At 37.7% G+C, this 24101-nt stretch carries 24 protein-coding genes and 2 other annotated features; of the genes, 4 read left to right on the top strand and 20 right to left on the bottom strand.

Annotated features, from left to right (window positions below; genetic code table 11):
• Window positions 1–36: 36 nt before the first annotated feature.
• Entirely contained in the window at window positions 37–240 is a 204-nt protein-coding gene (locus ACWM35_RS12975; protein WP_454819057.1) for a DUF6501 family protein, read from the bottom strand.
• A gap of 78 nt (window positions 241–318) precedes the next feature.
• The gene (locus ACWM35_RS12970) at window positions 319–1977 is read right to left on the bottom strand and encodes an AMP-binding protein (RefSeq protein WP_454819055.1); all 1659 of its coding nucleotides are present in this window, start codon (window positions 1975–1977) and stop codon (window positions 319–321) included.
• A gap of 200 nt (window positions 1978–2177) precedes the next feature.
• Between ACWM35_RS12970 and sda the strand changes: the two genes are divergently transcribed.
• Window positions 2178–2303, top strand: coding sequence for a sporulation histidine kinase inhibitor Sda (sda, locus tag ACWM35_RS12965; protein ID WP_454819478.1), 126 nt, complete (start codon window positions 2178–2180; stop codon window positions 2301–2303).
• Window positions 2304–2339: 36 nt separating this feature from the next.
• On the opposite strand, the gene mnmH is transcribed toward sda, so the two are convergent.
• From mnmH to trpE, 8 genes are all read right to left on the bottom strand, one after another.
• Window positions 2340–3416, bottom strand: coding sequence for a tRNA 2-selenouridine(34) synthase MnmH (gene mnmH, locus ACWM35_RS12960; protein WP_454819053.1), 1077 nt, complete (start codon window positions 3414–3416; stop codon window positions 2340–2342).
• A 241-nt stretch (window positions 3417–3657) separates the two neighbouring features.
• Entirely contained in the window at window positions 3658–4440 is a 783-nt protein-coding gene (gene trpA / locus ACWM35_RS12955; RefSeq protein WP_454819051.1) for a tryptophan synthase subunit alpha, read from the bottom strand.
• On the bottom strand, window positions 4440–5642 hold the full coding sequence (trpB, locus tag ACWM35_RS12950; protein ID WP_454819049.1) for a tryptophan synthase subunit beta: 1203 nt from the start codon (window positions 5640–5642) through the stop codon (window positions 4440–4442). The genes trpA and trpB overlap by 1 nt, the downstream gene beginning before the upstream one ends.
• Window positions 5617–6264 carry a phosphoribosylanthranilate isomerase gene (locus ACWM35_RS12945; protein ID WP_454819048.1) on the bottom strand — a complete coding sequence of 216 codons (648 nt, stop codon included), beginning with the start codon at window positions 6262–6264 and terminating at the stop codon, window positions 5617–5619. The genes trpB and ACWM35_RS12945 overlap by 26 nt, the downstream gene beginning before the upstream one ends.
• The gene (trpC, locus tag ACWM35_RS12940; protein WP_454819046.1) at window positions 6261–7049 is read right to left on the bottom strand and encodes an indole-3-glycerol phosphate synthase TrpC; all 789 of its coding nucleotides are present in this window, start codon (window positions 7047–7049) and stop codon (window positions 6261–6263) included. Before trpC ends, ACWM35_RS12945 begins: the two co-directional genes overlap by 4 nt.
• A complete protein-coding gene (gene trpD / locus ACWM35_RS12935) occupies window positions 7050–8075 on the bottom strand; it encodes an anthranilate phosphoribosyltransferase (protein WP_454819044.1) in 1026 nt (341 codons plus the stop codon).
• A complete protein-coding gene (locus ACWM35_RS12930; protein ID WP_454819042.1) occupies window positions 8047–8658 on the bottom strand; it encodes an anthranilate synthase component II in 612 nt (203 codons plus the stop codon). Before ACWM35_RS12930 ends, trpD begins: the two co-directional genes overlap by 29 nt.
• Entirely contained in the window at window positions 8655–10037 is a 1383-nt protein-coding gene (gene trpE / locus ACWM35_RS12925) for an anthranilate synthase component I (protein ID WP_454819040.1), read from the bottom strand. The genes ACWM35_RS12930 and trpE overlap by 4 nt, the downstream gene beginning before the upstream one ends.
• 69 nt (window positions 10038–10106) lie before the next feature.
• Window positions 10107–10361: a binding site (T-box leader), on the bottom strand.
• Between the two features lie 35 nt (window positions 10362–10396).
• Window positions 10397–10647, bottom strand: a binding site (T-box leader).
• A 173-nt stretch (window positions 10648–10820) separates the two neighbouring features.
• On the opposite strand from trpE, the gene ACWM35_RS12920 reads away from it, so the two are divergent.
• A complete protein-coding gene (locus ACWM35_RS12920) occupies window positions 10821–12095 on the top strand; it encodes an MFS transporter (RefSeq protein ID WP_454819039.1) in 1275 nt (424 codons plus the stop codon).
• A 46-nt stretch (window positions 12096–12141) separates the two neighbouring features.
• Here ACWM35_RS12920 and ACWM35_RS12915 read toward each other — a convergent pair whose 3' ends face one another.
• The 4 genes from ACWM35_RS12915 to ACWM35_RS12900 form a co-directional block, all read right to left on the bottom strand.
• On the bottom strand, window positions 12142–12942 hold the full coding sequence (locus ACWM35_RS12915) for a DUF2935 domain-containing protein (protein ID WP_454819037.1): 801 nt from the start codon (window positions 12940–12942) through the stop codon (window positions 12142–12144).
• A 108-nt stretch (window positions 12943–13050) separates the two neighbouring features.
• Window positions 13051–13953, bottom strand: a complete 903-nt coding sequence (locus ACWM35_RS12910; RefSeq protein WP_454819035.1) for a 4Fe-4S binding protein — start codon at window positions 13951–13953, stop codon at window positions 13051–13053.
• Window positions 13954–13979: 26 nt separating this feature from the next.
• Window positions 13980–14558: a DMSO/selenate family reductase complex B subunit gene (locus ACWM35_RS12905; protein ID WP_454819033.1), complete on the bottom strand. Its 579-nt coding sequence runs from the start codon at window positions 14556–14558 to the stop codon at window positions 13980–13982.
• 14 nt (window positions 14559–14572) lie between these two features.
• Window positions 14573–16966, bottom strand: a complete 2394-nt coding sequence (locus ACWM35_RS12900) for a DMSO/selenate family reductase complex A subunit (RefSeq protein ID WP_454819031.1) — start codon at window positions 16964–16966, stop codon at window positions 14573–14575.
• 262 nt (window positions 16967–17228) lie between these two features.
• Between ACWM35_RS12900 and ACWM35_RS12895 the strand changes: the two genes are divergently transcribed.
• A complete protein-coding gene (locus tag ACWM35_RS12895; RefSeq protein ID WP_454819029.1) occupies window positions 17229–17522 on the top strand; it encodes a DUF6509 family protein in 294 nt (97 codons plus the stop codon).
• 26 nt (window positions 17523–17548) lie between these two features.
• Here the strand turns inward: ACWM35_RS12895 and ACWM35_RS12890 are convergent, their stop codons facing one another.
• The 4 genes from ACWM35_RS12890 to ku all read right to left on the bottom strand — a co-directional run bounded on the left by ACWM35_RS12890 (window position 17549) and on the right by ku (window position 20201).
• On the bottom strand, window positions 17549–17752 hold the full coding sequence (locus ACWM35_RS12890; protein ID WP_454819027.1) for a cold-shock protein: 204 nt from the start codon (window positions 17750–17752) through the stop codon (window positions 17549–17551).
• Window positions 17753–17843: 91 nt separating this feature from the next.
• The gene (gene cspD / locus ACWM35_RS12885; protein ID WP_263326108.1) at window positions 17844–18044 is read right to left on the bottom strand and encodes a cold-shock protein CspD; all 201 of its coding nucleotides are present in this window, start codon (window positions 18042–18044) and stop codon (window positions 17844–17846) included.
• Between the two features lie 227 nt (window positions 18045–18271).
• The gene (locus tag ACWM35_RS12880; protein ID WP_454819025.1) at window positions 18272–19222 is read right to left on the bottom strand and encodes a nucleoside hydrolase; all 951 of its coding nucleotides are present in this window, start codon (window positions 19220–19222) and stop codon (window positions 18272–18274) included.
• Between the two features lie 130 nt (window positions 19223–19352).
• Entirely contained in the window at window positions 19353–20201 is an 849-nt protein-coding gene (ku, locus tag ACWM35_RS12875; protein WP_454819024.1) for a non-homologous end joining protein Ku, read from the bottom strand.
• 128 nt (window positions 20202–20329) lie between these two features.
• On the opposite strand from ku, the gene ACWM35_RS12870 reads away from it, so the two are divergent.
• Window positions 20330–22165 carry a DNA ligase D gene (locus tag ACWM35_RS12870; RefSeq protein WP_454819022.1) on the top strand — a complete coding sequence of 612 codons (1836 nt, stop codon included), beginning with the start codon at window positions 20330–20332 and terminating at the stop codon, window positions 22163–22165.
• Window positions 22166–22173: 8 nt separating this feature from the next.
• On the opposite strand, the gene dapF is transcribed toward ACWM35_RS12870, so the two are convergent.
• A complete protein-coding gene (gene dapF / locus ACWM35_RS12865; protein WP_454819020.1) occupies window positions 22174–23157 on the bottom strand; it encodes a diaminopimelate epimerase in 984 nt (327 codons plus the stop codon).
• A 70-nt stretch (window positions 23158–23227) separates the two neighbouring features.
• Window positions 23228–23995: a hypothetical protein gene (locus ACWM35_RS12860; RefSeq protein ID WP_454819018.1), complete on the bottom strand. Its 768-nt coding sequence runs from the start codon at window positions 23993–23995 to the stop codon at window positions 23228–23230.
• Between the last annotated feature and the right edge of the window lie 106 nt (window positions 23996–24101).

Raw genomic sequence — 24101 nt, 5'->3', positions numbered from 1 at the left:
GAAAAAGACTGCAGGCATAACCTTGCAGTCCAATCCCTAAGCTTCTTGGAAATATTCCTTGTAAAAGCCGCCAACTTTACCAGTATTATCGATAATGTAATAAAACTCTTCTGTTTCATTTTTCACATCATAAATCTTACCAGCTGTCAAAGCATTATTTACAATATATTTTTTTGCATCAGTGTGAACACATTTTACTTGTTTTATCGTTTCACGTGTTTGCCATGATAAATGAATCATCTATAGACACCGTTCCTTTCTGTCTTATCCATTCTTAAGTATAATCAATGGAAAGAGAGAAGTGCAACTAGTTCTTATTCATTTATTGTTAGACCACTCTTTTGTATTAATGATTTCTTTAGCTTTTTCACGTAATCGGTATTTTTGGATTTTTCCTGATGCTGTCATTGGATAAGAACTAGTAAATTCAATATATTTCGGAATTTTATGCTTTGAAATCTTTCCATAACAGAAATCTGTTATTTCTTCGGCATCTGCTGTTTCTCCTTCTTTTAGAATAACCCATGCCATAACTTCTTCTCCATAGACCGAATCAGGAATCCCAATCACTTGAACATCAAGGATTTTTGGATGGCTATAGAGAAATTCTTCAATTTCCCGAGGATATATATTTTCCCCGCCTCTAATAATCATGTCCTTCAATCGCCCAGTAATCCGGCAATAACCCTTTTCATCCATAACCGCTAAATCACCTGTATGCAGCCATCCATCTTCATCAATGGCCTCTCTTGTTGCCTCTTCATTTTTATAATAACCTTTCATTACATGGTATCCTCTTGTACAGAGCTCTCCTTGCTGCCCTCGTGGCACCTCATTACCAGTTCCCGGCTCCACAACCTTTACTTCAACATTAGGTAAAGCCTTTCCCACCGTTTCTACCCGAATTTCAATTGGATCATCTGTTCTTGTTTGCGTGATAACTGGAGAAGATTCCGTTTGACCGTAGGCAATCGTTATCTCAGAGGCTCCCATTTTTTCAATAACAGCTTTCATTACTTCAATTGGACAATTTGATCCTGCCATGATCCCTGTTCTTAAGGTTGATAAATCAAATTTTGAAAAATCAGGGTCATTTAATTCTGCAATGAACATCGTTGGGACACCATGGAGCCCTGTACATTTTTCATCCTGAACGGTTTGCAAAACCTTTTTCGGGCTAAATTCTTGCACTGGCACCATTGTTGCACCAACAGATACGCAGGCCATTGTCCCTAATACACAGCCAAAACAATGAAAAAATGGTACAGGAATACAAAGTCTATCTTGCAATGTCAACTCCATACAATTCGCGATATTAAAGCCATTATTCACGATATTATTATGTGTAAGCATGACCCCTTTTGGAAAACCAGTTGTACCAGAAGTGTATTGCATATTAATAACATCATCTGGCTGAAGCGAGTTCATTACGTAGTCTAATTCTTCTTCAGGGACATTTCTTCCTAGGTTGACAACTTCCTCCCAATTGAAGGTTCCTGGATACTTCTTATCACCCATTACAATAATATTCTTTAAATATGGTAAGCGGGAACATTTAAGTTGTCCTGGCTCCGAGTTCTTTAACTCAGGGGCGATATCATAAACCATATCAATATAAGACGATTCTTTATATGTATCCATCAAGATGATTGTTGTGCTATCTGATTGCTTCAATAAATACTCTAGTTCAGCAGTTTGGTAGTTTGTATTTACGGTTACAAGTACCGCACCCATTTTACCTGTGGCGAATTGTGTTATTAGCCATTCAGGAGTATTTGAAGACCAAGCAGCCAATTTCTCTCCAACTTCAACCCCCAGTTTCATTAATCCTTTTGCTGCCTTTCTGCATTCTTCATCAAACTGCTTGTAGGTTAAGCGTAAATTCCGGTCCGAATAAACTACTGCCTCATGATTAGGATGTAATCTTGCTTTTTCCTCTAAAAGCTTACCGATTGTTATGTTGAGTAAATTAGTCATTTTACCCCTCCCGTAACAGATTATTTCCTCGCAAACGCTTTCAAAAATATGTTATCATATTTTTCGGAATATTCAATAACATTGAACTTTATTTGACAAATTTATGAAATGGGGTTCTCAAAAGCGGTGAAACCTATTACAATATTAAAAACTGAATATTCAATCCCACTTTCTAAGGAGGCTTACTTAAGTTGAAAATAATGAGTAACGAACAATTGGTTGTTTCTTATCGTGCTGCCGTAAAGTCTGGGAAAGAAAAGGAATGGATAAAGATTCTCAAGGATGAAATTAAACGTCGTGGACTAAGACCATTTAAAAATCGCTGAAACTTAAAAACCCGCCGATACTGTTCGGCGGGTTTCCTATTTCTCGATTAAATTTAAGGCAGGTTGAAACTCCACTTTCTCAAATTCCTTTGCGACTTTACGTGCTGCATCTTGATAATCATCCGCATATATTTCGATAAAATCCCCATTATATTCCTGGCGTTTATGATCATAGCGGGGATCATAATAATGATCCAGTAAAATACGAATCATTTCTTGATAGTTCTTTTCTTCTAAAGTGGTAACCAACTGTTTTTTCATATCGTTATCTTTGATTCTTTTAAGAATTTTATCAATGTTAGTGGCAATTTTTTCGTGATACCATGGTTCATTCTTAAATGGGACTACATATTGATTAACAAGATGCTTCAGTCTTTCCTCAAATGGGGTGTTGATATGAATATGGATTCCACTCATTTTTTTATCCATCAACTCTTCTGGCTGTACGGCTTTCCCAATCCGTTTGCTTTCAGCTTCGATGATAAAATAGCTGGAGCCATGAATTTTTTTAAGTCCTTCGAATAAAAGGGAATCAAATGTCTTTTGATTATGGCCATCCTCAAGTCCGATCGTTCCAAATATCGATCCACGGTGTCCAGCCATTTCTTCTAAATCTAGGATTGGATACCCCTGTCTCTTTAATAATTTTAAAACCTCTGTTTTTCCAACACCTGTTAAACCGTGTAATACAACCGCTTTTTCTGGGTACATTTCAGGAATTTGTGTGAGGACATGCTGACGGAATGCTTTATAACCGCCAACTAGACGCATCGCATGAACTCCGGCAAATTCTAAAAAGGTAACCACTGCTTTGCTCCGCATTCCTCCGCGCCAGCAATGAATGATTAACTCTTCCCCAATTGCCATTTCGGCTTTAATTTGTTTCAGCAATTCAGGAATTTTCGGAGAGACCCTCTCCATTGCCCGCCATTTCGCAGCCTCTTGTCCCTCATGTTTATAAATGGTCCCAATTTCCTGCCGCACTTCATCCGTAAATAAAGGAATATTGATAGCTCCAGGTATTGAGCCGTCTTTAAATTCAATTGGTGAGCGTATATCAATAACAATAGGATTCTTCTTATTTTGTAATTCTGCAACAGTAATTTCCTTCATAGTTAGCTCCTCAATTTCAATCTAAATCTATGGTAATATATCGTTATATAAACAAACAAAACTTCCAAGAATGGAAGTTTACATAAAGGCAAATAAAGGGAGATTTCTTCTAATTCATCATCGTAAAATGTAAGTAAAAGTATAGTCTAATTATATATAAGATATACTCTGCTCGCAAGAAGTACATTGCTGGCAATTATTCAAGAAAAAAATCTACTCAATTTGAGTAGATTTTTTAGTATTAATAAGTCCTTTCAGGTTTGAGGACTGCCATGAAGTTTTCTAGTCCGTTTAAATCATTGTTATGGAAGTAGTCAACGATTTTACTCCCCACAATAACACCGTCACATTTAGCGGTTATATCTTTAATTTGTTCTTCACTAGAGATTCCAAAACCTGCTACTACAGGGAGTGAACTAACTTCCTTCACTGTTTTCAAAAACAAATCCAGCTCCTGGCCAAATTCCTTTCTAGTCCCGGTAATTCCTTTTACGGTGACCGTATATAAGAAAGCTTTCCCACGGTTTGAAATAGCTTTAATCCGATCTTTTGGAGTGGTTAATGTTACCAGACGGATTAGTTCGATACCAGCCTCATCAAGTAACGGTACAATGATATCTTCCTCTTCGATTGGCAGATCTGGAATAATACATCCATCAACTCCAGCATTTTTAATATCTCGAATAAAATCAGGTAAACCATAAGCATATATTGGGTTTACGTAAGTCATTATGATCATGGGGACTGAAACCTCGGCTCTTGCCTTTTCAAGTTCATTAATAATTCCTCTTAATGTCGTCCCATTTGCCAACGCCCTAATACCCGCTTGTTGGATGGTTGGACCATCTGCTACAGGATCTGAAAAAGGAACACCTATTTCAATTGCTGAAGCACCAAACTTTTCCAAGGTTACTAAACGCTCAGATAAACTGCCTAATCCCCCATCCCCCGCCATGATATAAGGAATGAATGCCTTCTGATTTTTTTCTTTTAATCCTGTAAATACTTTTTCAATCCGATTCATTATGCTCTCTCCCCTTGTAATCGTGTTTTCACAGAGGCTACATCCTTATCCCCACGGCCCGATAAGCAAACAACAATATGCTCTTCCGCCTTCATTTCAGCAGCAAGTTTTATCGTATAAGCGATTGCATGCGCACTTTCCAACGCCGGAATAATCCCTTCTAATTTTGATAACAGCTGAAAGCCATCCAAAGCTTCTTGATCGGTAATCGAGCGGTAGTTTGCTCGCCCGCTGTCTTTTAAAAAGCTGTGTTCCGGTCCAACCCCGGGATAATCAAGCCCAGCCGAAATAGAATGTGCCTCATTGATCTGGCCGTCCTTATCCTGAAGCAAATACATTAAAGAACCATGTAATACTCCGGGTTTTCCTTTTGTTAAAGATGCCGCATGAAATTCTGTATCAATTCCCTTTCCGGCTGCTTCCACACCGTAGAGTGCTACCTCATTGTCCTCGATAAATGGATGAAACATTCCAATCGCATTACTCCCCCCACCAATACAAGCCACAATTGCCTCAGGGAGTTTTCCTTCTTTTGCTAAAAACTGTTGTTTCGTTTCCTTACCAATCACACTTTGAAAATCTCTTACCATCATCGGAAATGGATGCGGTCCCATTACTGAACCTAATAGATAGTGGGTGTCATCGACATTTTCTACCCAGTATCTCAACGCCTCATTAACGGCATCCTTTAAAGTTGCACTTCCTGAAGTAACACTGATTACCTTGGCTCCTAATAATTCCATCCTGAATACATTGAGCTCCTGTCGTTTGACGTCTTCTTCACCCATAAAAATAATGCAATCAAGGTTTAAGAGAGCACAAACGGTAGCCGTTGCAACACCATGCTGTCCCGCTCCCGTTTCAGCTACAATTTTTCTTTTCCCCATTCTTACTGCTAGAAGCGCTTGGCCAATTGCATTATTAATTTTGTGGGCACCCGTATGATTTAAATCCTCTCGTTTAAGGTAGATCTGTGCTCCGCCGACAAACTTTGTAAGATTTTTGGCATAATAAAGCGGAGTCTCTCTTCCAACATATTCTGCTAATAATTTTTGAATCTCAAGTCGAAACGCTGGGTCTTTTTTCGCTTCCTCATAGGAGTCCTCTAATTCTAAAACAGCTTTCATCAATGTTTCTGGTACAAATCTTCCTCCGAATATGCCAAAATGACCCTTTTCATTTGGTAATGTGTATGATTTCATCCTGTAATCCTCCTAATTGGCTCCCTTTTGCCTTTTCTAGAAATGCTTTGATTTTTTTTATATCTTTTTTTCCTTCCGTTTCGACACCACTGCTGACATCAACCATATATGGTTTTATTAACGTGATGGCTTCTTCCACATTCTCTATCGTTAACCCTCCAGCGAGAATGATTTTTTTATCTTGAATTACCGTTGAATCAAGGAGATTCCAATCAAAAGTTAAGCCATTCCCACCCCTGTATTTCCCTTTAGGGCCATCCACCAAAATATACTCACTAGAAAAACCTTCGACTTTCTTTAAGCTCTCCTTGTCGGAAATACTTACAGCTTTGATAACGGGTTTCTTAATCGAAGCACATAGCTCCTTTGTTTCATCTCCATGTAATTGAATGTGAGTGAGGCCGACATAATTAGAAATTCTCTCAATATTCTCTTTTGACTCATTTACAAACACGCCAACCTTTAAGACATTCTTTGGCAATTGAGCAATAATGTATCTAGCCTTATCTTCTGTTATTTTTCGTTTGCTCTCAGCAAACACAAAGCCAATAGCATCCGCTCCATAATCAACTGCCGCCAATGCTGTTTCTATATCAGTAATCCCGCAAATCTTCACCTTCATTTCATTATCCCTCCAGCAAGCGGCAAGCGAAAATCGGATAATGCCCTGTTTATATCCTTACTTTTCATAAGTGCTTCACCAACTAGAATGCCATTAGCACCAGCTTTTCTAACACGTTCAACATCCTCGGGCTCATGGATTCCACTTTCACTAATAAGATAGGCCCCGTTTGCTTTAATTAGCTCTCCCAAGACTTCTGTTATCTCTAGACTTACTTTAAATGTCCTTAAATCTCGATTATTAACACCGATTAATTTCGCGCCTGTTTTCAAGGCCGTTTCTAATTCTTTTTGATTATGAACTTCTACTAATACTTCTAGGTCAAGACTTTTTGCATATTGGTATAGCTCCTTTAAATGCTTTTCTTCTAATGCGGCAACAATCAAGAGAATCAGGTCTGCTCCATGGAATGCTGCATGGTCGATTTGACTAGTATCGATGATAAAATCCTTACAAAGTATCGGGAGGTCAACCACCTCTCTAACTGCTCGCAAGTCAGTATACGATCCTTTAAAAAAAGTTTCATCGGTTAACACCGATATAGCCGATGCACCTGAGTTCTCATAAATAAATGCCTGTTCTTTAGGCGCAATTCCATCGTTTATTATTCCTTTTGATGGAGATGCACGCTTGAATTCAGCGATGACAGCAATTTCTTCGGCAGTTTGTAACTTTTCTATCAAGGATCTTCTCTGATTCTTTTCCATTTGGGGTAACACTATTTTTCGAAGTTGAATTACTTCTTTTTGTTTTTGTTGAATGATTCGCTCTAAAATCGACTCCACTTAAATCGCCTCCATTTGTCCGGTCCTTGTCATTTCAATTAACTTCTGTAGCTTTTCATAGGCTGAACCAGAATCAATTACCTCACTGGCAATTTTTATGCCCTCTTCAATGGTCCTGGCTTTTCCGCCAGTATAAATTCCTATACCTGCATTTAAAAGGACGGTATCACGGCAAGCTCCCTTCTCCCCTTTAAGCACATTTTTAAGAATTTCAGCATTTTCCTTCGAATCTCCGCCTTTTATTTGGCTGTTATCATATTGCGGAAGACCTACATCTTCCGGTGAAAAACGATGATTAGAAATAACACCCTCTTCTAATAAGCAATAATGATTCTCTCCTTGAAGTGACGCTTCATCCATATACCCGGCACCATTAATGACCAAGGCCCGTTTCCGACCGAGCATTTGCAAAACTTCCGCAAATACAGGTAACAGGTCTCTGCGATTGACCCCAAGTAATTGAAAGTCCAAATCAATTGGATTGGTTAGTGGACCAATATAATTGAATATAGTGGGAATCTTTAATTGTCTTCGAACTGTTACTACTTTTTTTAATTTTGGGTGCACATGGGGTGCAAATAAAAAGGCAATTCCTATGTTCTGAAGGATTTCTTCCGTCCTTTCCACAGGGAGGTTTAAGTTAACACCCAAGTATTCAAGAACATCAGCACTACCTGTTTTACTTGAAATACTTCTATTTCCGTGTTTAGCTACTGGAATTCCTGCACCAGCAATGACAAAAGCAGATGTTGTACTCACATTAAAGCTTGAAGAACCGTCACCACCAGTACCACAATTATCCAGAACATTCGGAAACTTCTTTTTAAATTTCAATGTATTTTCCTTCATTCCCTTAACAATGCCCGAAATTTCCTCTACAGTCTCGCCCTTTGACTTTAAGCCCATTAAAAAAGCTGCAATCTCACTTTCTGAAACCTCTTCCCCCAAAATCACATCTACAACCTCTTTCATTTGTCCTTCGGAAAAAGCTTCTCCTTCAGCTAATTGGAGTAAATAATTTTTCATTTTCATTCGTCCCTTCAATTAGAGTTAAAAAGTTGGCTATTAGCTGCTTTCCAGACGGTGTCCCAATTGATTCTGGATGAAATTGTAGGCCGTATACCGGACATTCTCGATGCTTGATCGCCATTACTTCTCGGTCATCTATAGAAACGGCTGTGCACTCTAGTTCCGTCGGTAAACTTTCTTGTTTAATAATTAAGGAATGATAGCGCATCACTTCCAAAGGAGAAGGAAGACCCTTAAATATGTCCCCAGCATTGTGTTCAATCATAGATGTCTTGCCGTGTTTGATTAACTCCGCCCTTGTCACTACTCCTCCAAAGGCAGCTCCTATCGCTTGATGCCCTAAGCAAATCCCTAATATCGGAATATTTCGGTGAAATTCTTTAATGACCTCAATACAGATTCCAGCATCCTCTGGAACACCCGGTCCCGGGGACAGAATAATCGCACGCGGCTGGAGTTCTCCTATTTCCTCAATGGTTAGTTGATTATTACGATAAACCGCCGCCTTCTCCCCTAATTCACCTAAGTATTGATAAAGATTGAATGTAAAGGAATCAAAATTATCAATCAGTAATATCATTGTTCACCCTCCAAAAAAGATCTTAATTTATTTATTGTTTCTTGATATTCAGATTCTGGGTTGGAATCGTGGACAATTCCTGCACCAGCCTGAATATAAGCGATTCCTTCTTTCAAAATCATCGTACGAATGGCCAAGGCAAAATCCATATTCCCATTGGCAGATAAATAACCTATAGCACCCGAGTAAACACCCCGTTTTGATTTCTCTAGTTCATTGATGATTTCCATCGCACGAATCTTAGGTGCCCCTGATACCGTTCCTGCGGGGAGGCACGCCGCCAGCGCATCTAAGCTCGAATGTCCGTTAGTGAGCTGTCCGCTTACTTCTGAAACGAGGTGGATAACGTGGCGGAAATTCTCAACCTCCAAGTATTTATCCACGCTGATAGTACCAAACTCACATACCTTGCCTAAATCATTACGCCCAAGATCGACAAGCATCTTGTGTTCCGCCAATTCTTTTTCATCTGATTGCAATTCTTTGGCAATTAGCAGATCCTCTTCGGCTGTTTTCCCCCGTTTTTTGGTTCCGGCGATCGGATTGGCGAATACTTTTGAACCTCTTGTTTTAATTAAGCTTTCTGGTGATGAGCCTATGATTGTGTATTGATCAAAGTCAACGTAAAACATATATGGAGTAGGATTATTGGCACGATGCTTGCGATAAAGCGATAATGGTGTACCTTGAAAGGAAGATTTCATCCGTCTTGAAAGGACGACTTGAAAGATATCTCCAGCTTTAATATGTTCTTTTGCAATCTCTACATTTTGAATAAACGCTTCTTTTGAGGTTTCTGATTCAAACCCTGTAAAGTGGAATGGTTCCTCCTCTTGATAGATATTAGGCTTTTTTAACTCCTTCAATCTTTGTTGAATTCTTTGCTCCACTTCATTCCCTTCTTCATTAAGGGGCATCCCGCATATTGTTATCTTTTCTTGGAGATGATCATAGACAATCAGTTCTTCATAGAACATTAAATGTACATCCGGCATCATCATCCCATTTGGAAACTCTTCCCCAATGACTTCAAATTGGCGGATGATGTCGTAACCAAAATAGCCAACAGCTCCGCTAACAAAAGGAAAAAGTATTTCGTCCAACTCGTTGACCGGAAGTAAATCTTTAATTATTTCTATTGGATTCCCATGTAGAATTTTCTTTTCACCGCTGCGGTCAATAATCTCATTTATACTCCCTTTTGAAATAAGTTCGAAGGCTGGATCTGATCCAATAAAGGAATAACGGCCAGAGTCATTGTACTTATGCGAGCTCTCCAATAGAAATTTCTTTTTTCCTGAAATCTTTTGCAAAATAGAGATAGGGGTAAAGGTGTCCCCTTTTAATTCCTGTAAATAATAACCGTTTACTACTTGCATGAAATTGCTCCTTTCTTTTATGAAAAAATAAAAAAATCGTCCTCTAGATACATAACAAGTGCTATGCATCTAGAGGACGATTCTTAGATCGTGGTGCCACCTCCATTCAAAGCGAAACAACTTCCGCCTCCTCTTTCAGATACAAGACGTCTAGAACTGTCTGATATCCTATCCTTTTAACGGTGGAACTCCGTGCAGCCGTACTTAAAGTTCAGGCTGCCTCTCGCAAGTCCATTCCACAAATCCATTCTTACCGGGCTCTCACCTTCCCCGACTCTCTGAAAAGAATTAAATAAGTGTACTCCTCTTGCTTAACGATTAATATGTAATTTTTAAAAACAAAAAGGGTCCCCCATCCCAAAAAGGACGGAAAACCCGTGGTGCCACCTTCATTAGCTAAAATTAGCTCACTTTACCGATATCGAAGCGATTAGAGCTTGAATATCTGTCTCTTGTAACGATGAGATCTTCGCCAAAGCCTACTGTCCCTAACGGAGGTTCGGTTTGGAGGCTTAGAAGTCCATTCACTCATACGTCTACACTGATTTGCACCAACCATCAGCTCTCTAAAGAATCCATATAAGCTACTACTCTTCATCATTGCCCTGCATTTATTGATTTTTATAATAACGAGTATTTTTCCTCCTGTCAACTAAAAAATTTTAGAATATTCACATTATCGATTTAAAGATTCCATTAAAAGGATTCACATTCCGTTGTTATTTTCCAATGAACAAGCCAATATTAACAGTAGCATATAACGAAGGCGGGATAATTAGTCTAATGGATCATATTGAACGATTGGCCCCTACTTCAGAGGCAGCAAAAAGTAAATCGTCCTCCGATAAAAAAAAATCCGGTGAGGTCTCAAAACAAAAATGGGCTATACTCTCACTTTCCTCTATACCATTAGTGATGACGTTGGGTAATTCCATGTTAATTCCTGTTTTACCTTCTATGGAAAAAAAGTTAAATATTACTTCTTTTCAAACGAGCATGGTGATTACCGTTTATTCGATCGTCGCCATATTTTTGATTCCTATAGCCGGATACTTATCCGATCATATTGGTAGGAAAAAGGTGATTGTCCCTAGTCTTATCATTGCTGGGATAGGTGGATTAATATCTGGGTGGGCCGCCTGGAAGCTAGACAATGCCTATTGGGTAATATTAATTGGGCGCGCCCTTCAAGGGGTAGGTGCAGCCGGTGCTGCCCCCATTGTTTTACCGTTAGTTGGTGATATGTTTAAAAATGAGGATGATGTAAGTACCTGTCTTGGATTAATTGAAACCTCTAACACTTTTGGAAAAGTGTTAAGCCCTGTTCTTGGTGCTTTTTTAGCGGGTTTCCTATGGTTTTTACCGTTTTTTTCTTTTCCTGTCTTTTGTGGAATTTCAGTATTATTGGTTCTACTCCTAGTGAAGACTCCTAAAAAAAAGGAAAAGCCGATACCGTTTAAACAATTTTTTACCAATGTCAAAAAGACCTTTACCGAAAAAGGAAAATGGTTATATGCCATCTTTTTTATTGGCGGAAATCTAATGCTTGTCCTTTTTGGGATATTATTTTATTTATCGGAAGTTTTTGAAAAGGAATACGGAATAAAAGATGTCAAAAAAGGCCTATTCTTAGCTTTACCTCTTGGTGCACTTTGTTTATCCTCGTTTATTGCAGGGAAGGTAATTAAGAAAAATCGAGTATTAATGAAATGGCTTACCTTTGGAGGCATTATTGCTGCTGCCCTATCAATAGCTGCACTTTGGTTCTCTATAAAGCTTTGGTTTATGATTAGTATGTTTTTAATTGCGGGCATTGGAATTGGCATAGGTCTTCCTTGTCTTGACGCACTTCTAACAGAAGGTGTAGAAAAAGAGGAACGCGGCACCATTTCATCGATTTACAGTTCAATGAGATTTATTGGGGTAGCTGCAGGGCCGCCAATTATTGCCTTGTTAATGAAATTTTCAAAAGGATGGATTTTTGTTTTATTAAGCGGTCTTAGTATCATAACCGCCTTTATTACCTTAACTTCGATAAAACCAAGTCAAAAAAGCTAAAATTGTAGCGCTGGTGAAATCCAACATTCCAACCAGCGCTATAGTTTTAGCTGTCTTTAATCCGTGGTTTAGCTGGGTCACAGTCTGGTTTTGCAAGGTCCGTTGATTCAGCCAGTTTCATTAAATAATAACATTCCTCACGAAACATATGGTCAGCCATTAAAGGGGAAAACGTTCCAAGCACTTGGGCACTAAGCTCCAGTTCCTCCAACTCCTGAAGGAAATTTTGAAATAGCTTCATTTCCAGTGATACATCTTTATTCATTTTTTCCAGTGCCGGAAAAGTGGTTATATTTGTTCGTAAATATCCTGCCATCTCAACTGCCTTCAAATAAAAATCTTCAAAATACTTTGTGTATAAATCGCTCTTTTCTTTAAGTCTTTTTTCAACATGATCCAAACTATCGGAAATCGCTCCCGCATGTCCAGCAGCATCTAGCAACCATACTAGGTGATGATGAAGCTCGTGATAAATTGGGAGCGTTTGTTGTGCCTTTAGATGCTTTAATATTCGTAAATATTCCTCTAATTCATTAACCATATGATTAATAAAAGTTGGTGAGAGATGAATTTTTACTTTACCATACAGATGTTTTCTTATTAGATCTAGTTTAAATTCTCTTAGTTTAATTACTTCAACTTCTGCATCTACGGATAGATTAGCAGGATTCTCTGACTTCGCCCTGTTGAGAAGCATGTCAAATACTTTAATAAAAGTATTCGCTTTATTAATATCTTCTGTTTCAACTGGTGCTAATGCTTCAAAGATAAACCGTGAATGATCCCCGAGGATTTGCAGCCAAAACCGATGTTCAAAGCGTGCTGTCTTTTCAAAGTCTCCATTCATTTATAACCCCCCTATTCTTTGATGCATCCTACCAATTACCATTTATATTCCATTTTTATAATTATATGAATAAAAACCGGTAATCTAGGATTACCGGCTAAAATATGCTTAGTAGGGACTTAACCAATTTGGGTTTCGATTGATACAAATAGGACAGTGAATTGTATCTGATTGAAATGTAATAAAATTGTGCAGACATTCTGGGCACTTTTTTATATAAAAGGGTTCTATTCTTTCCTCCTTTTTTTTCACTTCTGGTTTAATCTTGATTGCTTCTTCAGTGCAAACATCCATGCAGGAAGTACAGTTTACACATTTTTCATTTTGAATTTGTAAGAACCCCTCTTTTAAGGTGAATACCGCTTCTATACATAGGCTAAAGCATGCTTGGCATAAAGTGCATTTCTTTTTATCAAGGTCTACTTTATAAAATTGAATTTCTGGATAATATTTCTGAAGTTTCCAGTCATCCATTTCAATTTTCCAAGCAACGGGAGCGATACCTTTAGCAAACCTTTTTCCATTGTTTTGAAATGAATTAAGAAACGCACGTCGGGAAAGCTTTTCATTACTATTTATTTTAACGACATCAATGGGGCTTTCATTTAGCAAGGCTAATTGCTCGTTTACTTTGTCCAAGAGCAAGTTCCACTCTTGATTTATTTGGTTATTATGGTCTTGAATCGAGGCCAAGCCTCTTTTCTTATAAATCAGTAATTCTTTAATTGATGGTAAATAGGTATCATCAAATATCAGACTTCCTTTATCAAAGGTTCTACTTGAAACCAAGCCTTCAATCGCTGAGAGAGGACAGGCAATAATACATTCTCCACACATCGTGCATCGATTAGTATTAATTAAAATCAAATGATCTTTTAAACTTATCGCATCGTAATTGCATTGCTCCATACAATAGTTGCATGTTGATTTTCGATTCCTAATCCTAGAGCATTTTGATGAAACAACAGTATCCTCATGTAGGCTCTCTAGCCAATTTAGGAGTAACGACATCTTATCACCAACTCTTATTACCAAAATTATATTTTTGCGTTCTTATGCGGAGTAATGACAATATTTGGATTTGTAAGTTTTGCACTTGGCATCCCTTTAATTTGTTGGATAACACCATATTTTTTCCGCAGTTCTTCTATTGGACCAAATTCTATTGCCCCAAGTGGACAGGTAGATACACAAACAGGTAGTTCGCCTTTTTCCTGAAGATCGATACAAAAATTACATTTATTTGATTTATACGTTTCCTTGTTAAACTGTGGCCCCCCATAAGGACATGCCTTTACACATAACTGTGCTCCAGCGCATATTTCCTGGTCAATCGTGACAACACCGTCCTCTTCTCGTTTTACGATTGCACCAGTAGGACAGCTTAAAATACACGCCGGTGATTTACAATGGTTACAGGCAATTGAAAAATAATAAGACTTAACATTTTGCACTATACCTTTCGTGGGCTGCTCCATAAACGTTCCTTCTTCATAGTTATAGACCCTGCGAAAATTAATCCCTACTTCGGTGTTATTTTTATCCTTACAAGCAACACTACACGCTTTACATCCCTGACAAAGACTTTGATTGATATAAAATCCTAACTGTGCCAAATTGTATCTCTCCCTTACGCTTTTTTCACTTCAACAAGGTTTGTTAGTTGAGGATTTGCCTTTGCCAAGGGTGTTGCTCGCTGAGATGTAAGAACATTTATTGAACCCCTTTGGTCAGTACCAAATTTGTCAGGTGTAAACCATCCCCCTTGAGGAATGCCTGCAACACCTGGGATGATGCGTGGCGTTACCTTAACGTCAATTACCAAACGGCCGCGATCGTTAAAAACTTGAACTCGGTCCCCATCCTTAATCCCACGCTTTTCTGCATCTTTAGGATTCAGCCACATCTCCTGTTTCGCTGCCTCTTCAAGCCATGGCATATTATCATACGTAGAATGGCATCTGCGTTTATAGTGCCAGCTGATTAACTGTAACGGATATTTTTCTTTCAATGGATCTTCAGGGCCTTCCCATGAAGGAATATATTTTGCAATCGCTGGAATTTCATCATGCTGATTCATGTCCCAAAGCTCTTTCGAAAATAATTCAATCTTCCCAGATGGTGTTTCGAAAGGATTGTTCTCGAGGTCATCAATTTGCGCTTTAAAACCGATTAACGGTTCATCGAATTTAAAATGATGGACTCCCTTCTTCCGGAACTCCTCAAAGGCTGGAAAGGTTGGGTCCAGTTCCTTCCTTGTCCTATCTACGCTTTCTTTTACAATATCAAGTATGGTTCTTCCCTCCGTAAACTGTTCTTTCACCCCTAATTTATCTGCCATGTCAGCAAACACATCATATTCATTTCTGCATTCATATAGCGGGTCAATCGTTTTATCACCAAAAACGACATAATCGCCAAAACACCATGGAACGCCAATATCATAACGCTCAAAGAATGTCGTCCCAGGAAGTAAGATATCCGCATACTTCGCACTTGGAGTCATAAAGAGATCACTAACGCAAATAAATTCGACTTTGCTTTCATCTGCCAGTAGACTTGTGGTCTTATTAATATCAGAATGTTGATTCACTAGCATATTTCCAGCCATGTTAAAGATTAGTTTTATATTAGTTGTTAATTTTTCTGTTCCTTGTAGACCATCAGCAACTGTCATTTCTGTCCCTTGTTCAACCGCTTTAGTCCATAGAAAGCATGGAATCGATGCCTTTATCGGGTTTTCAAAGGTAAATGGATAAACAATATCTGTACGGCTCCAGTATCCAGTTCCCCCTGCCCAGCCACCAAGCTTACCGACATTTCCTGTTAGACAGGCAAGTTGTGCACCACCGCGCATAAATTGCTCTCCATATGCCTGTCTTTGGGCAGACCAACCTTGAATGAGAGCTCCAGGCTTTATGGTTGCATAATTTCTGGCAATTTCACGGATTTTATCCGCTGGTACCCCACAGATTTTTTCTGCCCATTCTGGTGTTTTCACTATATGGTCTTTCTCTCCTAGTAAATAACTTTTCAATGACTCTTCCTTCGATACACCTTCAGGCATATGGTCCCCGTCAAATCCAATACAGTACGTATCTAAAAATGCTTGATCATGAAGATTTTCAGTGACAATGACATAGCCCATTGCATCCATCATTGCGTTATCGGTAGTTGGTAATATTGGAATCCACTCGTCCGCGTAAGCAATGGCAGTATCGGTATACCTCGGATCGATTACGATGATTTTGGCGCCCTTTTTCTTTGCCTGCATTAAATATTCGCGGTATGGAGTAGAAAAAATCATTTCTGAAGGATTCTGGCCCCATAAAATGATATATTTTGAATGTAACAGAGAATCAAAACTGCTCCCAGAATTATTCGTTCCATATGTATAAGGTGTTGCGACGTTTCCAGCACCGGAACTATAATCGTTTCTGTAATTAAGATAACCACCTGTCAGTGCCAATAATTTTCTGGCAGAGTTTCTGCCGCCATGCAGACCCCAGCTCTGACCTGAAGCATAATTGACATATCTTGATTCTGGTCCGTACTTTTCACCGATCCTCTTCACTTCAGAGGCGATAGTTTCAATCGCTTCTTCCCATGAAATTTTTTCGAATTTCCCCTCACCACGTTTACCAACACGTTTCATTGGATATTTGAGTCGATCAGGATGATAAAGTAATTCACGATAATTTCGTCCGCGAACACAAGCCTTCAATGGAGGGATAGATGGATCTCCGCTTTCCTGAGAATCCGTTCCAACCCTCACAACTACGCCATCTTTGACATAAGCTTTAATTACGCAGCGACCACCACAATTATTGATACTACAAGTGGATACAATTTTATCGAATTCACTCGCACTGACAACCTTATCCTTCTTCTGCTGATCCACAATTAATTTTGTACCGATGCCGCCAGCAATAACGGGTACTCCAATCGCTCCAGTCCATTTTAAAAAGGTCCTTCGCTGCATTTTATTCTTTAAAAGTTTCTTTATTGTACTTTTTTCAGACATAGGTAATTGCCCTCCTTTTCCCCACTCTAGTTTTTGTGAATAATTTCACAAATCATCGCAAATTTTTTTCACCTTCATACCTTTATGTTTTTTCAACATAAATTTTAACGTATTATTATTAAATAAATATTAAATTTAACAGAATTCACATGAATGTCAATTTATTCCTACATAATTTGATAACATTTTATCCTTAAAAGCATGAATCCTTTTTGTTGTTGTCGAAAATTGTATATAATAATGGAAGAACATTACGTAAAGGATGATTATATTGAATATACAAGGACATATCGTTGAAAAAATAGAAGATCCATTTGGATTATTAAGCGGCGAGCGCTTCGAATTTTTTCTTGAACTTGAAGTAGAGGAAGAGGATGAGCTTTACTCTGATAAAGGTGTGGGAATTAGAGTTCTTTTTATAAATGACGAAAAAGGACAAAGAATATCAACTTATCATCTCTATGAAAATGAGACTGAAAAAGTATTAGATTTTGCATTAGAAGAAGATGAAGAGGAAATGGTATTTAACTATTGTAAAGAAAACATAGGCAAGTAAAAAAGCAGGGAGAGCTCCCTGCTTTTTTACATAAAGTTTTTACTATGATTATGGATAACCTGAAGTTCTCTTGTTGTCAGGCTCATTTCACTTTTGCATATTGGACAAAGGGGTACTTCACTGCTCTTAAAATTGTCACGAATCCAGCATTTACAATTGTCTGAATTACATTCCCATATTTTAGTTTCTTCCAGCTTTATTTCTTCATCATTTCTTCTGCCAAACGCCAAAATGATCACACCCCTGTACATTTTTGACAATTTGTTAAATGAATTGCCTATAGAAAAAGGTGATGGCAAGCATCACCTTTTAGTTAATCAATTAAACAGCTTTTACGTTAGAAGCTTGTGGTCCACGAGCGCCTTCAACGATTTCGAAAGAAACTGATTGACCTTCTTCTAAAGTTTTGAAACCTTCAGATTGGATAGCTGAGAAGTGAACGAATACATCTTGGCCGCCTTCAGCTTCGATAAATCCAAAACCTTTTTCTGCATTAAACCATTTTACTTTACCGTTTTTCATGGATATTTACCCCCAAAAATTTTTCACTTTAAGTTAATTGACATTTAAAACTAAAAAGTCGTAACCACACAGTGAGTAATAGACATCACCCACAATTTCGTGCAGTTACGACTACTTAAACAAATAAATATTTAACGAACTATAAAGCGTAACTTAATTCTAACCTATTTTAGTCTAAAAGTCAATTTCACTTGCAAATTATTAATCTAGTTCATTCTCTTTCTTTTTTAATCCCCTTTAAGAAAAATCTGCATAAAATCAATGATGTATTTTTGTACATCTATTTCCATTGCAATATTATCAACCGTATTTAACGGTTCTTGATCAGGCTTAGGACGGAAATCTGCGATACTTTTTCCTTTTGCATTACCGTACTCTTCAACCCTGACTCTCCTCGGGATATATTTCACAATATCAGGATTGGATAATGCCATCAATGGAACCACATCATGTATTGGCGCACCCTTAATACCAGGTACATTTTTTTGATAGGCTTGATAATAATAGTCAAATGCTGGTTTTAGTAATGGACGGAATTCTGTCGGACTGTTTTCACTTAGAAAATCAATAATTTCTGGTGTAATAATCGCTTTGTTTGTAACATTCAAAGGGTATAAATAAACATTATGAGCCTTTTCTATGGCTGAATTTGCTGCAATAGGATCCGTATAAAAATTGGCTTCCGCCTCTGCTGTAATATTTCCTGGTACTAAGAATGCACCACCCATTATATAAAATGCAGAAACATCTTTTAGAGCATTATTTCCGTATAAAATAAACATAAGTGCAAGTTCTGTTAGTCTCCCAACTGAGACAATCACGATATTTCCTTTATATTCATTAACAATTTCGTTAATTTTACCGAAATCATATATTTCCACATTCTCTAGTGTATCTGGAGGCTTAATAGGCCCCATCCCTTCTGGCCCGTGTATTTCTGGATAATATTGCACTGATTCTCCAGACAATGGTCCAGCAGATCCGGCGATTATCGGGATATCCTCTCTTCCGCCTAAATGGATTAAATAGGCCGTATTCCTTACTGAAAGCTCTTTAGGTGTATTTCCATACCCACTAACAATCCCCACAAGATTTATTTTTGGATTCAATAAAGCATACATTATCGCAAAGGAATCATCGATGCCTGGATCTGCAAACAAAAGCACATTAAAAGCCATTGTCTCGCCCCCGTTATATTCTTTATCTATCTAACAGTATGCCTTAATTAAATCTGAAAGTACCATCACCAACAGGAAAAAATACCCATTTTTAATGAGTATTTTTAAGTTTCATCTATTAGAAAAATTTTTAAGCTTCTTTTTTTATTTTTGTAACCGCTTTTTTCTTTGCAGTAGTTGGTTTTTTGGGTGCAGCTTCCTTTTTGGGTTTTGTCCGATCGATAGAAGCTTGCAATGCCGCCATTAAATCTGTCACATTTGAGGCAACTTCCTTTGCTGCAGGAGCGACTGTTTCTTTACCAGTTCGTTTTGATTCGATTAATTCTAATAATGCTGTACGATATTCGTCGGTATATTTTTCAGGCTTAAACTCAGAAGTAAGTTGATCAATCAGTAAAATGGCCGTATCCAATTCCTTTTTTGTCACTTTATCCTCTGCTGGAACATTGGGAACGTCCCCTGCCTTACGAACCTCATCCGGATAGTGAATGGTCTCCATTACTAAGGTATTTTCATAAACACGTATTACAGCCATCTGCTCCTTGGAACGAATCACAATCTTGGCCAGACCCACTTTTTGTGATTCCTGAAGGGCTTTCCGTAATAAAGAATAAGCTTTTCCTCCACCTTCATTTGGAGACATAAAATAACTGCGATCATAATAAATCGGATCAATTTCTTCGATTTTTACAAAATCAATTATTTCAACTGCCTTATCTTCGTTTTCCTTCCTAAGTTTTTCCAGATCTTCTTGATCGAGAACGACAAATTTCCCCTTTGTATATTCATAAGCCTTCACAATTTCTTCAGGCTTGACCTCCTCTTCACATACAGAGCAAATTTTTTCATATTTGATTGGTGCATGACATTTGTTGTGAAGTGTCCTAAGTTTAATATCCTTATCTTCAGTCGCAGTATGAAGCTTAATGGGTATATTAACAAGCCCAAAGCTAATACTTCCTTTCCACATCGTATGCATATGTTTTTTCTCCAATCTTTTTATTTTTAGTTTGTGTACCTGTATCATTTGCATGCTGAAAAACAATTGGAAAAAGGATGATTCGGCTCGGGTTGAAACAAAATAAGAAAAAAGGAAGGTAAAAGCAAATGAAACCAATGCTTCCGACATTAACATTTGAACTTTCGGGAAAACCGGATTGGTTATACGAGGTTAAATATGATGGGTTTCGGGCCATTTTAGAGTGGAACCCAAGCAATATCACTCTTACAAGCAGGAATGGAAAACCACTACTTCAGCAATTTCCGGAAATCGAAGAATTTTTATTAAAAAACGAAAAACAGTTTAAACCTTTGATACCACTAATGCTGGATTGCGAGCTAGTTTCATTAGAAAATCCATACAAAGCTAATTTTGCACATATTCAAGTTCGCGGCAGAATGAAAGCTGAAAAAAAAATCACTGAAACTGCAAGCAAATCCCCTTGTCATCTAATGGTTTTTGATATTCTAATGCTCAAAGGAAAATCATTGTGCAGTTTCCCTTTCCATCAGCGAAAGGCAGAATTAATAAAAGTATTTCACTTGCTTGGTTTAAAGCCGGATGCAGATCCTTATAGTGACGAGTTACTTCAACTAGTTACAGCAGAGGCAGATTTTGAATCCATTTGGGAAAAGGTAGTATTGCATGATGGCGAAGGGATTATTGCAAAACATAAAAACAGCCTTTGGGAGGAAGGAAAACGATCCTTACAATGGCTGAAATATAAAAATTGGAAATATGTTAGCTGCTTTATTACGTCTTTTGATAAAACAAATGGTTATTTTTTTGTCGGAGTATATCAAGGAAAAAAGGTTCATCCAGTTGGGCAGGTTCTCTTTGGCTTTAAACCTGATGAAAAACAGGCACTGCACCAAACAATAAAACAAAATGTGATCGAGGAAGACCAGAAATTTATTTATGTTGATCCAGCAATTTGTCTCGAAGTAAAGTACCTTGAACTATATGAAGGGCAGCTTCGCGAGCCACACTTTGACCGGTTCCGCTTCGATCTTGAACCAAAAAATTGCACCTTTGAAAAGTTTATTTTTCAACAGAAAAACCTGCCAGAAGATTTAGAGATTACCCATCCGGACAAGCCGCTCTGGAAAAACCAAGACATTCAGAAGGCAGATTATATTTTATACCTTCGAGAAGCTGCACCTTATATGCTTCCGTTTTTAGAAAATCGTTTATTAACAGTCATTCGCTACCCGCATGGGATGTTCGGTGAGGCATTTTATCAAAAAAATTGTCCCGATTATGCACCCGATTTTGTTCAAACTCATAGGGATGATGGAATTGATTATATTGTTTGTAATCATTTAAAAACGCTTGTCTGGCTGGGGAATCAATTGGCTATTGAATTTCACATTCCATTCCAGACTGTCCAGAGCAAAGGACCTAGTGAAATTGTATTTGATTTAGACCCTCCGTCGATTGATGAATTTCATTTAGCCATTAAAGCTGCTTTATTAATCAAACAAGTCCTAAATCAATTAAATTTAATCGGCTTTATCAAAACATCTGGAAACAAAGGACTGCAAATATACCTTCCTTTACCTGAGGGTGAATTTACATATGATGATACCCGGCTTTTTACTAGTTTTATTGCTGAGTATTTGATTTCACAGGATCCTGTTTCTTTTACAACTGAGAGGCTGAAAAAAAATCGGGGAAACAAGCTTTATGTCGATTATGTGCAGCATGGTGAAGGTAAAACAATTGTCGCACCTTATTCCATGCGCGGAAATGAGCATGGCGGAGTGGCAACACCACTAAATTGGGAGGAAGTACACGAGAAATTGGAGCCCAAAGTCTTTACGATGGCTAATGCCTTACAGCGTCTTCAAAGCCATGGTGATCCTTTTAAAAATTTCTTCCAAACAAAAAAGGTCCAGCCGTTTGCACCAGTCCTTGAAGTGTTAAAAGCAAAAAAAGGATAAGACATTCCTTATCCTTTTAATTCTTCTTGAAGCAAATGCTGGGCATCAGATTGCAGTTTTTCATAGGCTTGTTGTTCCAAATAGTCTTTCTTGGAAGTTAAGGCAAAGGTCTTTTTTTCAAGCTCGACTTCAGTATTTGCATGATATAAATAAGTGGCATTACCGATTAAATCGATATAATATCCTACCTCGGTTTGATGAACGACACATTGGACCCTACCACCGTTGTTATAAACATTAATTAACTGCTCGATTTCATTTAACCCTTGTTGACAGGTAACCAAAGATGAGGCAGACATCGCCGTACCACATGCATTGGTAAAGCCGACACCACGTTCATATGTGTTTACATAAATATTCCCTGGACTCAACGACTTAACAAAACTAACATTTACACCATCAGGAAACAATTCATTTGGTCCATTTACTTTTTCACTAATTAGTTTTTGTAAATTAGATTTAATTTGTTCCGTTTCAACGATTGAAATTAAATGGGGATTCGGAACAGCTAAAGCAGAAAAGATTACTTCATCTGATAACTCAGTTATTTTTTCATTTAATAAGCTTGATTGATTCATTTGCAGCGGCAAATCGGATAATTGAAAAGAAACAGGGGATATTTCCACTTGATAGGTAGTCACATCTGGATATATATTTGCCTGTTTACTAACCTTCAAGTCTGCCTTCATCGTTTCAATAACCGCTTCATTCACTTGAAGCATTTCACATACATACCTAGCCACAAGGCGCAAACCATTCCCGCACATAGAGGCTTCTGAGCCGTCAGCATTAAATACACGCATTCTTCCATCGGCATGTTTACTTTTCATGATGAAGAGTATACCATCGGCTCCTAAATCTGAATCGCGTTCACATAAAAGCCGTGCAAGCTCTGCTCTTTCCATTTCAGAGAAGGAATACGAATTCGTTATCTCATCAATAAGTAAAAAATCATTGCCTGATCCGTGTCCTTTGATTAATTCGATTTGCACTGCCAAAACCTCCACAATAGAAAAATGATTATTCTCTATTCTATCAAACAATAATAATGAATGATACATTTTACCTTTCAATGAAATATTCATTTATTAATATTGAAATTCTTAATAGCTTGTCCTTTTCAGTGAGATTTTCCGACAGGGTGAACACTGGTGTATTGGGCTCGGGAAATAAGCTGTTCCACTTCAGAGGCATCCATCCCCTTCTTAATCGGGCTTCTTGGGATTGATAGAGATTCAATACCTTTTCATCCATAAAATACCTCGAACCTTCCACTTCTCCGATTAATTTACCTTCTGCATCCAACAGATCTTTTTTATTTTTTAACCAAGACCGCTTTTCTCTTTCTAAGCAGCCTAAATATTTTCTATTATGATCATAGACGATAATTTTGTTCTTTTTTATTTGATAAATACCCATTGTCTGGCCAGCATCATTATATAGGACATGAATGGTAGAGCGATTTAAAAATTTTCCTTTATGTTTTTTAATCATCCCCGCTAAATGGCCATTAGGAAAGTACAGGAGCAATCTTGGTGACTGAGTATTCATAAAAACTAGTAATAGATGTTTTGCTTCAAAAAAAGAATCATAATGGTTCGGAATACTAGGAATATTTTTTTCAATCGCATTCGATTGATTCCTTCTAAAAAGATAGACTTGAAAACTTATAAGACTGTAAAGTAGAAAAGGGAGAGTCAAAACCATCATTGGTTTTTGTTGTATGTACGTTATATTGATGCCGACAATGATGATTGAGGGCACTAACGCAGCAATACTGCCATTTAAATTTACTCCAGCTAGATTACGGTAATATTCATGTATTTTCATTTTGAAAACTCCTTATCCATTCCCTCTGATTCCATTCTATTTAACAGAATCAAAAAAAATGATAGAAGTTTTTATTGAAGATTCAAAACTACCAAAAAATAGAAGA

The organism is Neobacillus sp. K501 (genome assembly GCF_053749995.1).
The sequence above is the reverse complement of the archived record's forward strand: the minus strand, read 5'-3'. Positions and strand labels throughout refer to the sequence as shown.

Excerpts from the sequence above, each read along its gene's own strand:
- ACWM35_RS12975 (WP_454819057.1), bottom strand. The coding sequence starts at position 240 with ATGATTCATTTATCATGGCAAACACGTGAAACGATAAAACAAGTAAAA.
- ACWM35_RS12970 (WP_454819055.1), bottom strand. The coding sequence starts at position 1,977 with ATGACTAATTTACTCAACATAACAATCGGTAAGCTTTTAGAGGAAAAA.
- sda (WP_454819478.1), top strand. The coding sequence starts at position 2,178 with ATGAGTAACGAACAATTGGTTGTTTCTTATCGTGCTGCCGTAAAGTCT.
- mnmH (WP_454819053.1), bottom strand. The coding sequence starts at position 3,416 with ATGAAGGAAATTACTGTTGCAGAATTACAAAATAAGAAGAATCCTATT.
- trpA (WP_454819051.1), bottom strand. The coding sequence starts at position 4,440 with ATGAATCGGATTGAAAAAGTATTTACAGGATTAAAAGAAAAAAATCAG.
- trpB (WP_454819049.1), bottom strand. The coding sequence starts at position 5,642 with ATGAAATCATACACATTACCAAATGAAAAGGGTCATTTTGGCATATTC.
- ACWM35_RS12945 (WP_454819048.1), bottom strand. The coding sequence starts at position 6,264 with ATGAAGGTGAAGATTTGCGGGATTACTGATATAGAAACAGCATTGGCG.
- trpD (WP_454819044.1), bottom strand. The coding sequence starts at position 8,075 with ATGAAAAATTATTTACTCCAATTAGCTGAAGGAGAAGCTTTTTCCGAA.
- ACWM35_RS12930 (WP_454819042.1), bottom strand. The coding sequence starts at position 8,658 with ATGATATTACTGATTGATAATTTTGATTCCTTTACATTCAATCTTTAT.
- trpE (WP_454819040.1), bottom strand. The coding sequence starts at position 10,037 with ATGCAAGTAGTAAACGGTTATTATTTACAGGAATTAAAAGGGGACACC.
- ACWM35_RS12920 (WP_454819039.1), top strand. The coding sequence starts at position 10,821 with ATGGATCATATTGAACGATTGGCCCCTACTTCAGAGGCAGCAAAAAGT.
- ACWM35_RS12915 (WP_454819037.1), bottom strand. The coding sequence starts at position 12,942 with ATGAATGGAGACTTTGAAAAGACAGCACGCTTTGAACATCGGTTTTGG.
- ACWM35_RS12910 (WP_454819035.1), bottom strand. The coding sequence starts at position 13,953 with ATGTCGTTACTCCTAAATTGGCTAGAGAGCCTACATGAGGATACTGTT.
- ACWM35_RS12900 (WP_454819031.1), bottom strand. The coding sequence starts at position 16,966 with ATGTCTGAAAAAAGTACAATAAAGAAACTTTTAAAGAATAAAATGCAG.
- ACWM35_RS12895 (WP_454819029.1), top strand. The coding sequence starts at position 17,229 with ATGATTATATTGAATATACAAGGACATATCGTTGAAAAAATAGAAGAT.
- cspD (WP_263326108.1), bottom strand. The coding sequence starts at position 18,044 with ATGAAAAACGGTAAAGTAAAATGGTTTAATGCAGAAAAAGGTTTTGGA.
- ACWM35_RS12880 (WP_454819025.1), bottom strand. The coding sequence starts at position 19,222 with ATGGCTTTTAATGTGCTTTTGTTTGCAGATCCAGGCATCGATGATTCC.
- ku (WP_454819024.1), bottom strand. The coding sequence starts at position 20,201 with ATGCATACGATGTGGAAAGGAAGTATTAGCTTTGGGCTTGTTAATATA.
- ACWM35_RS12870 (WP_454819022.1), top strand. The coding sequence starts at position 20,330 with ATGAAACCAATGCTTCCGACATTAACATTTGAACTTTCGGGAAAACCG.
- ACWM35_RS12860 (WP_454819018.1), bottom strand. The coding sequence starts at position 23,995 with ATGAAAATACATGAATATTACCGTAATCTAGCTGGAGTAAATTTAAAT.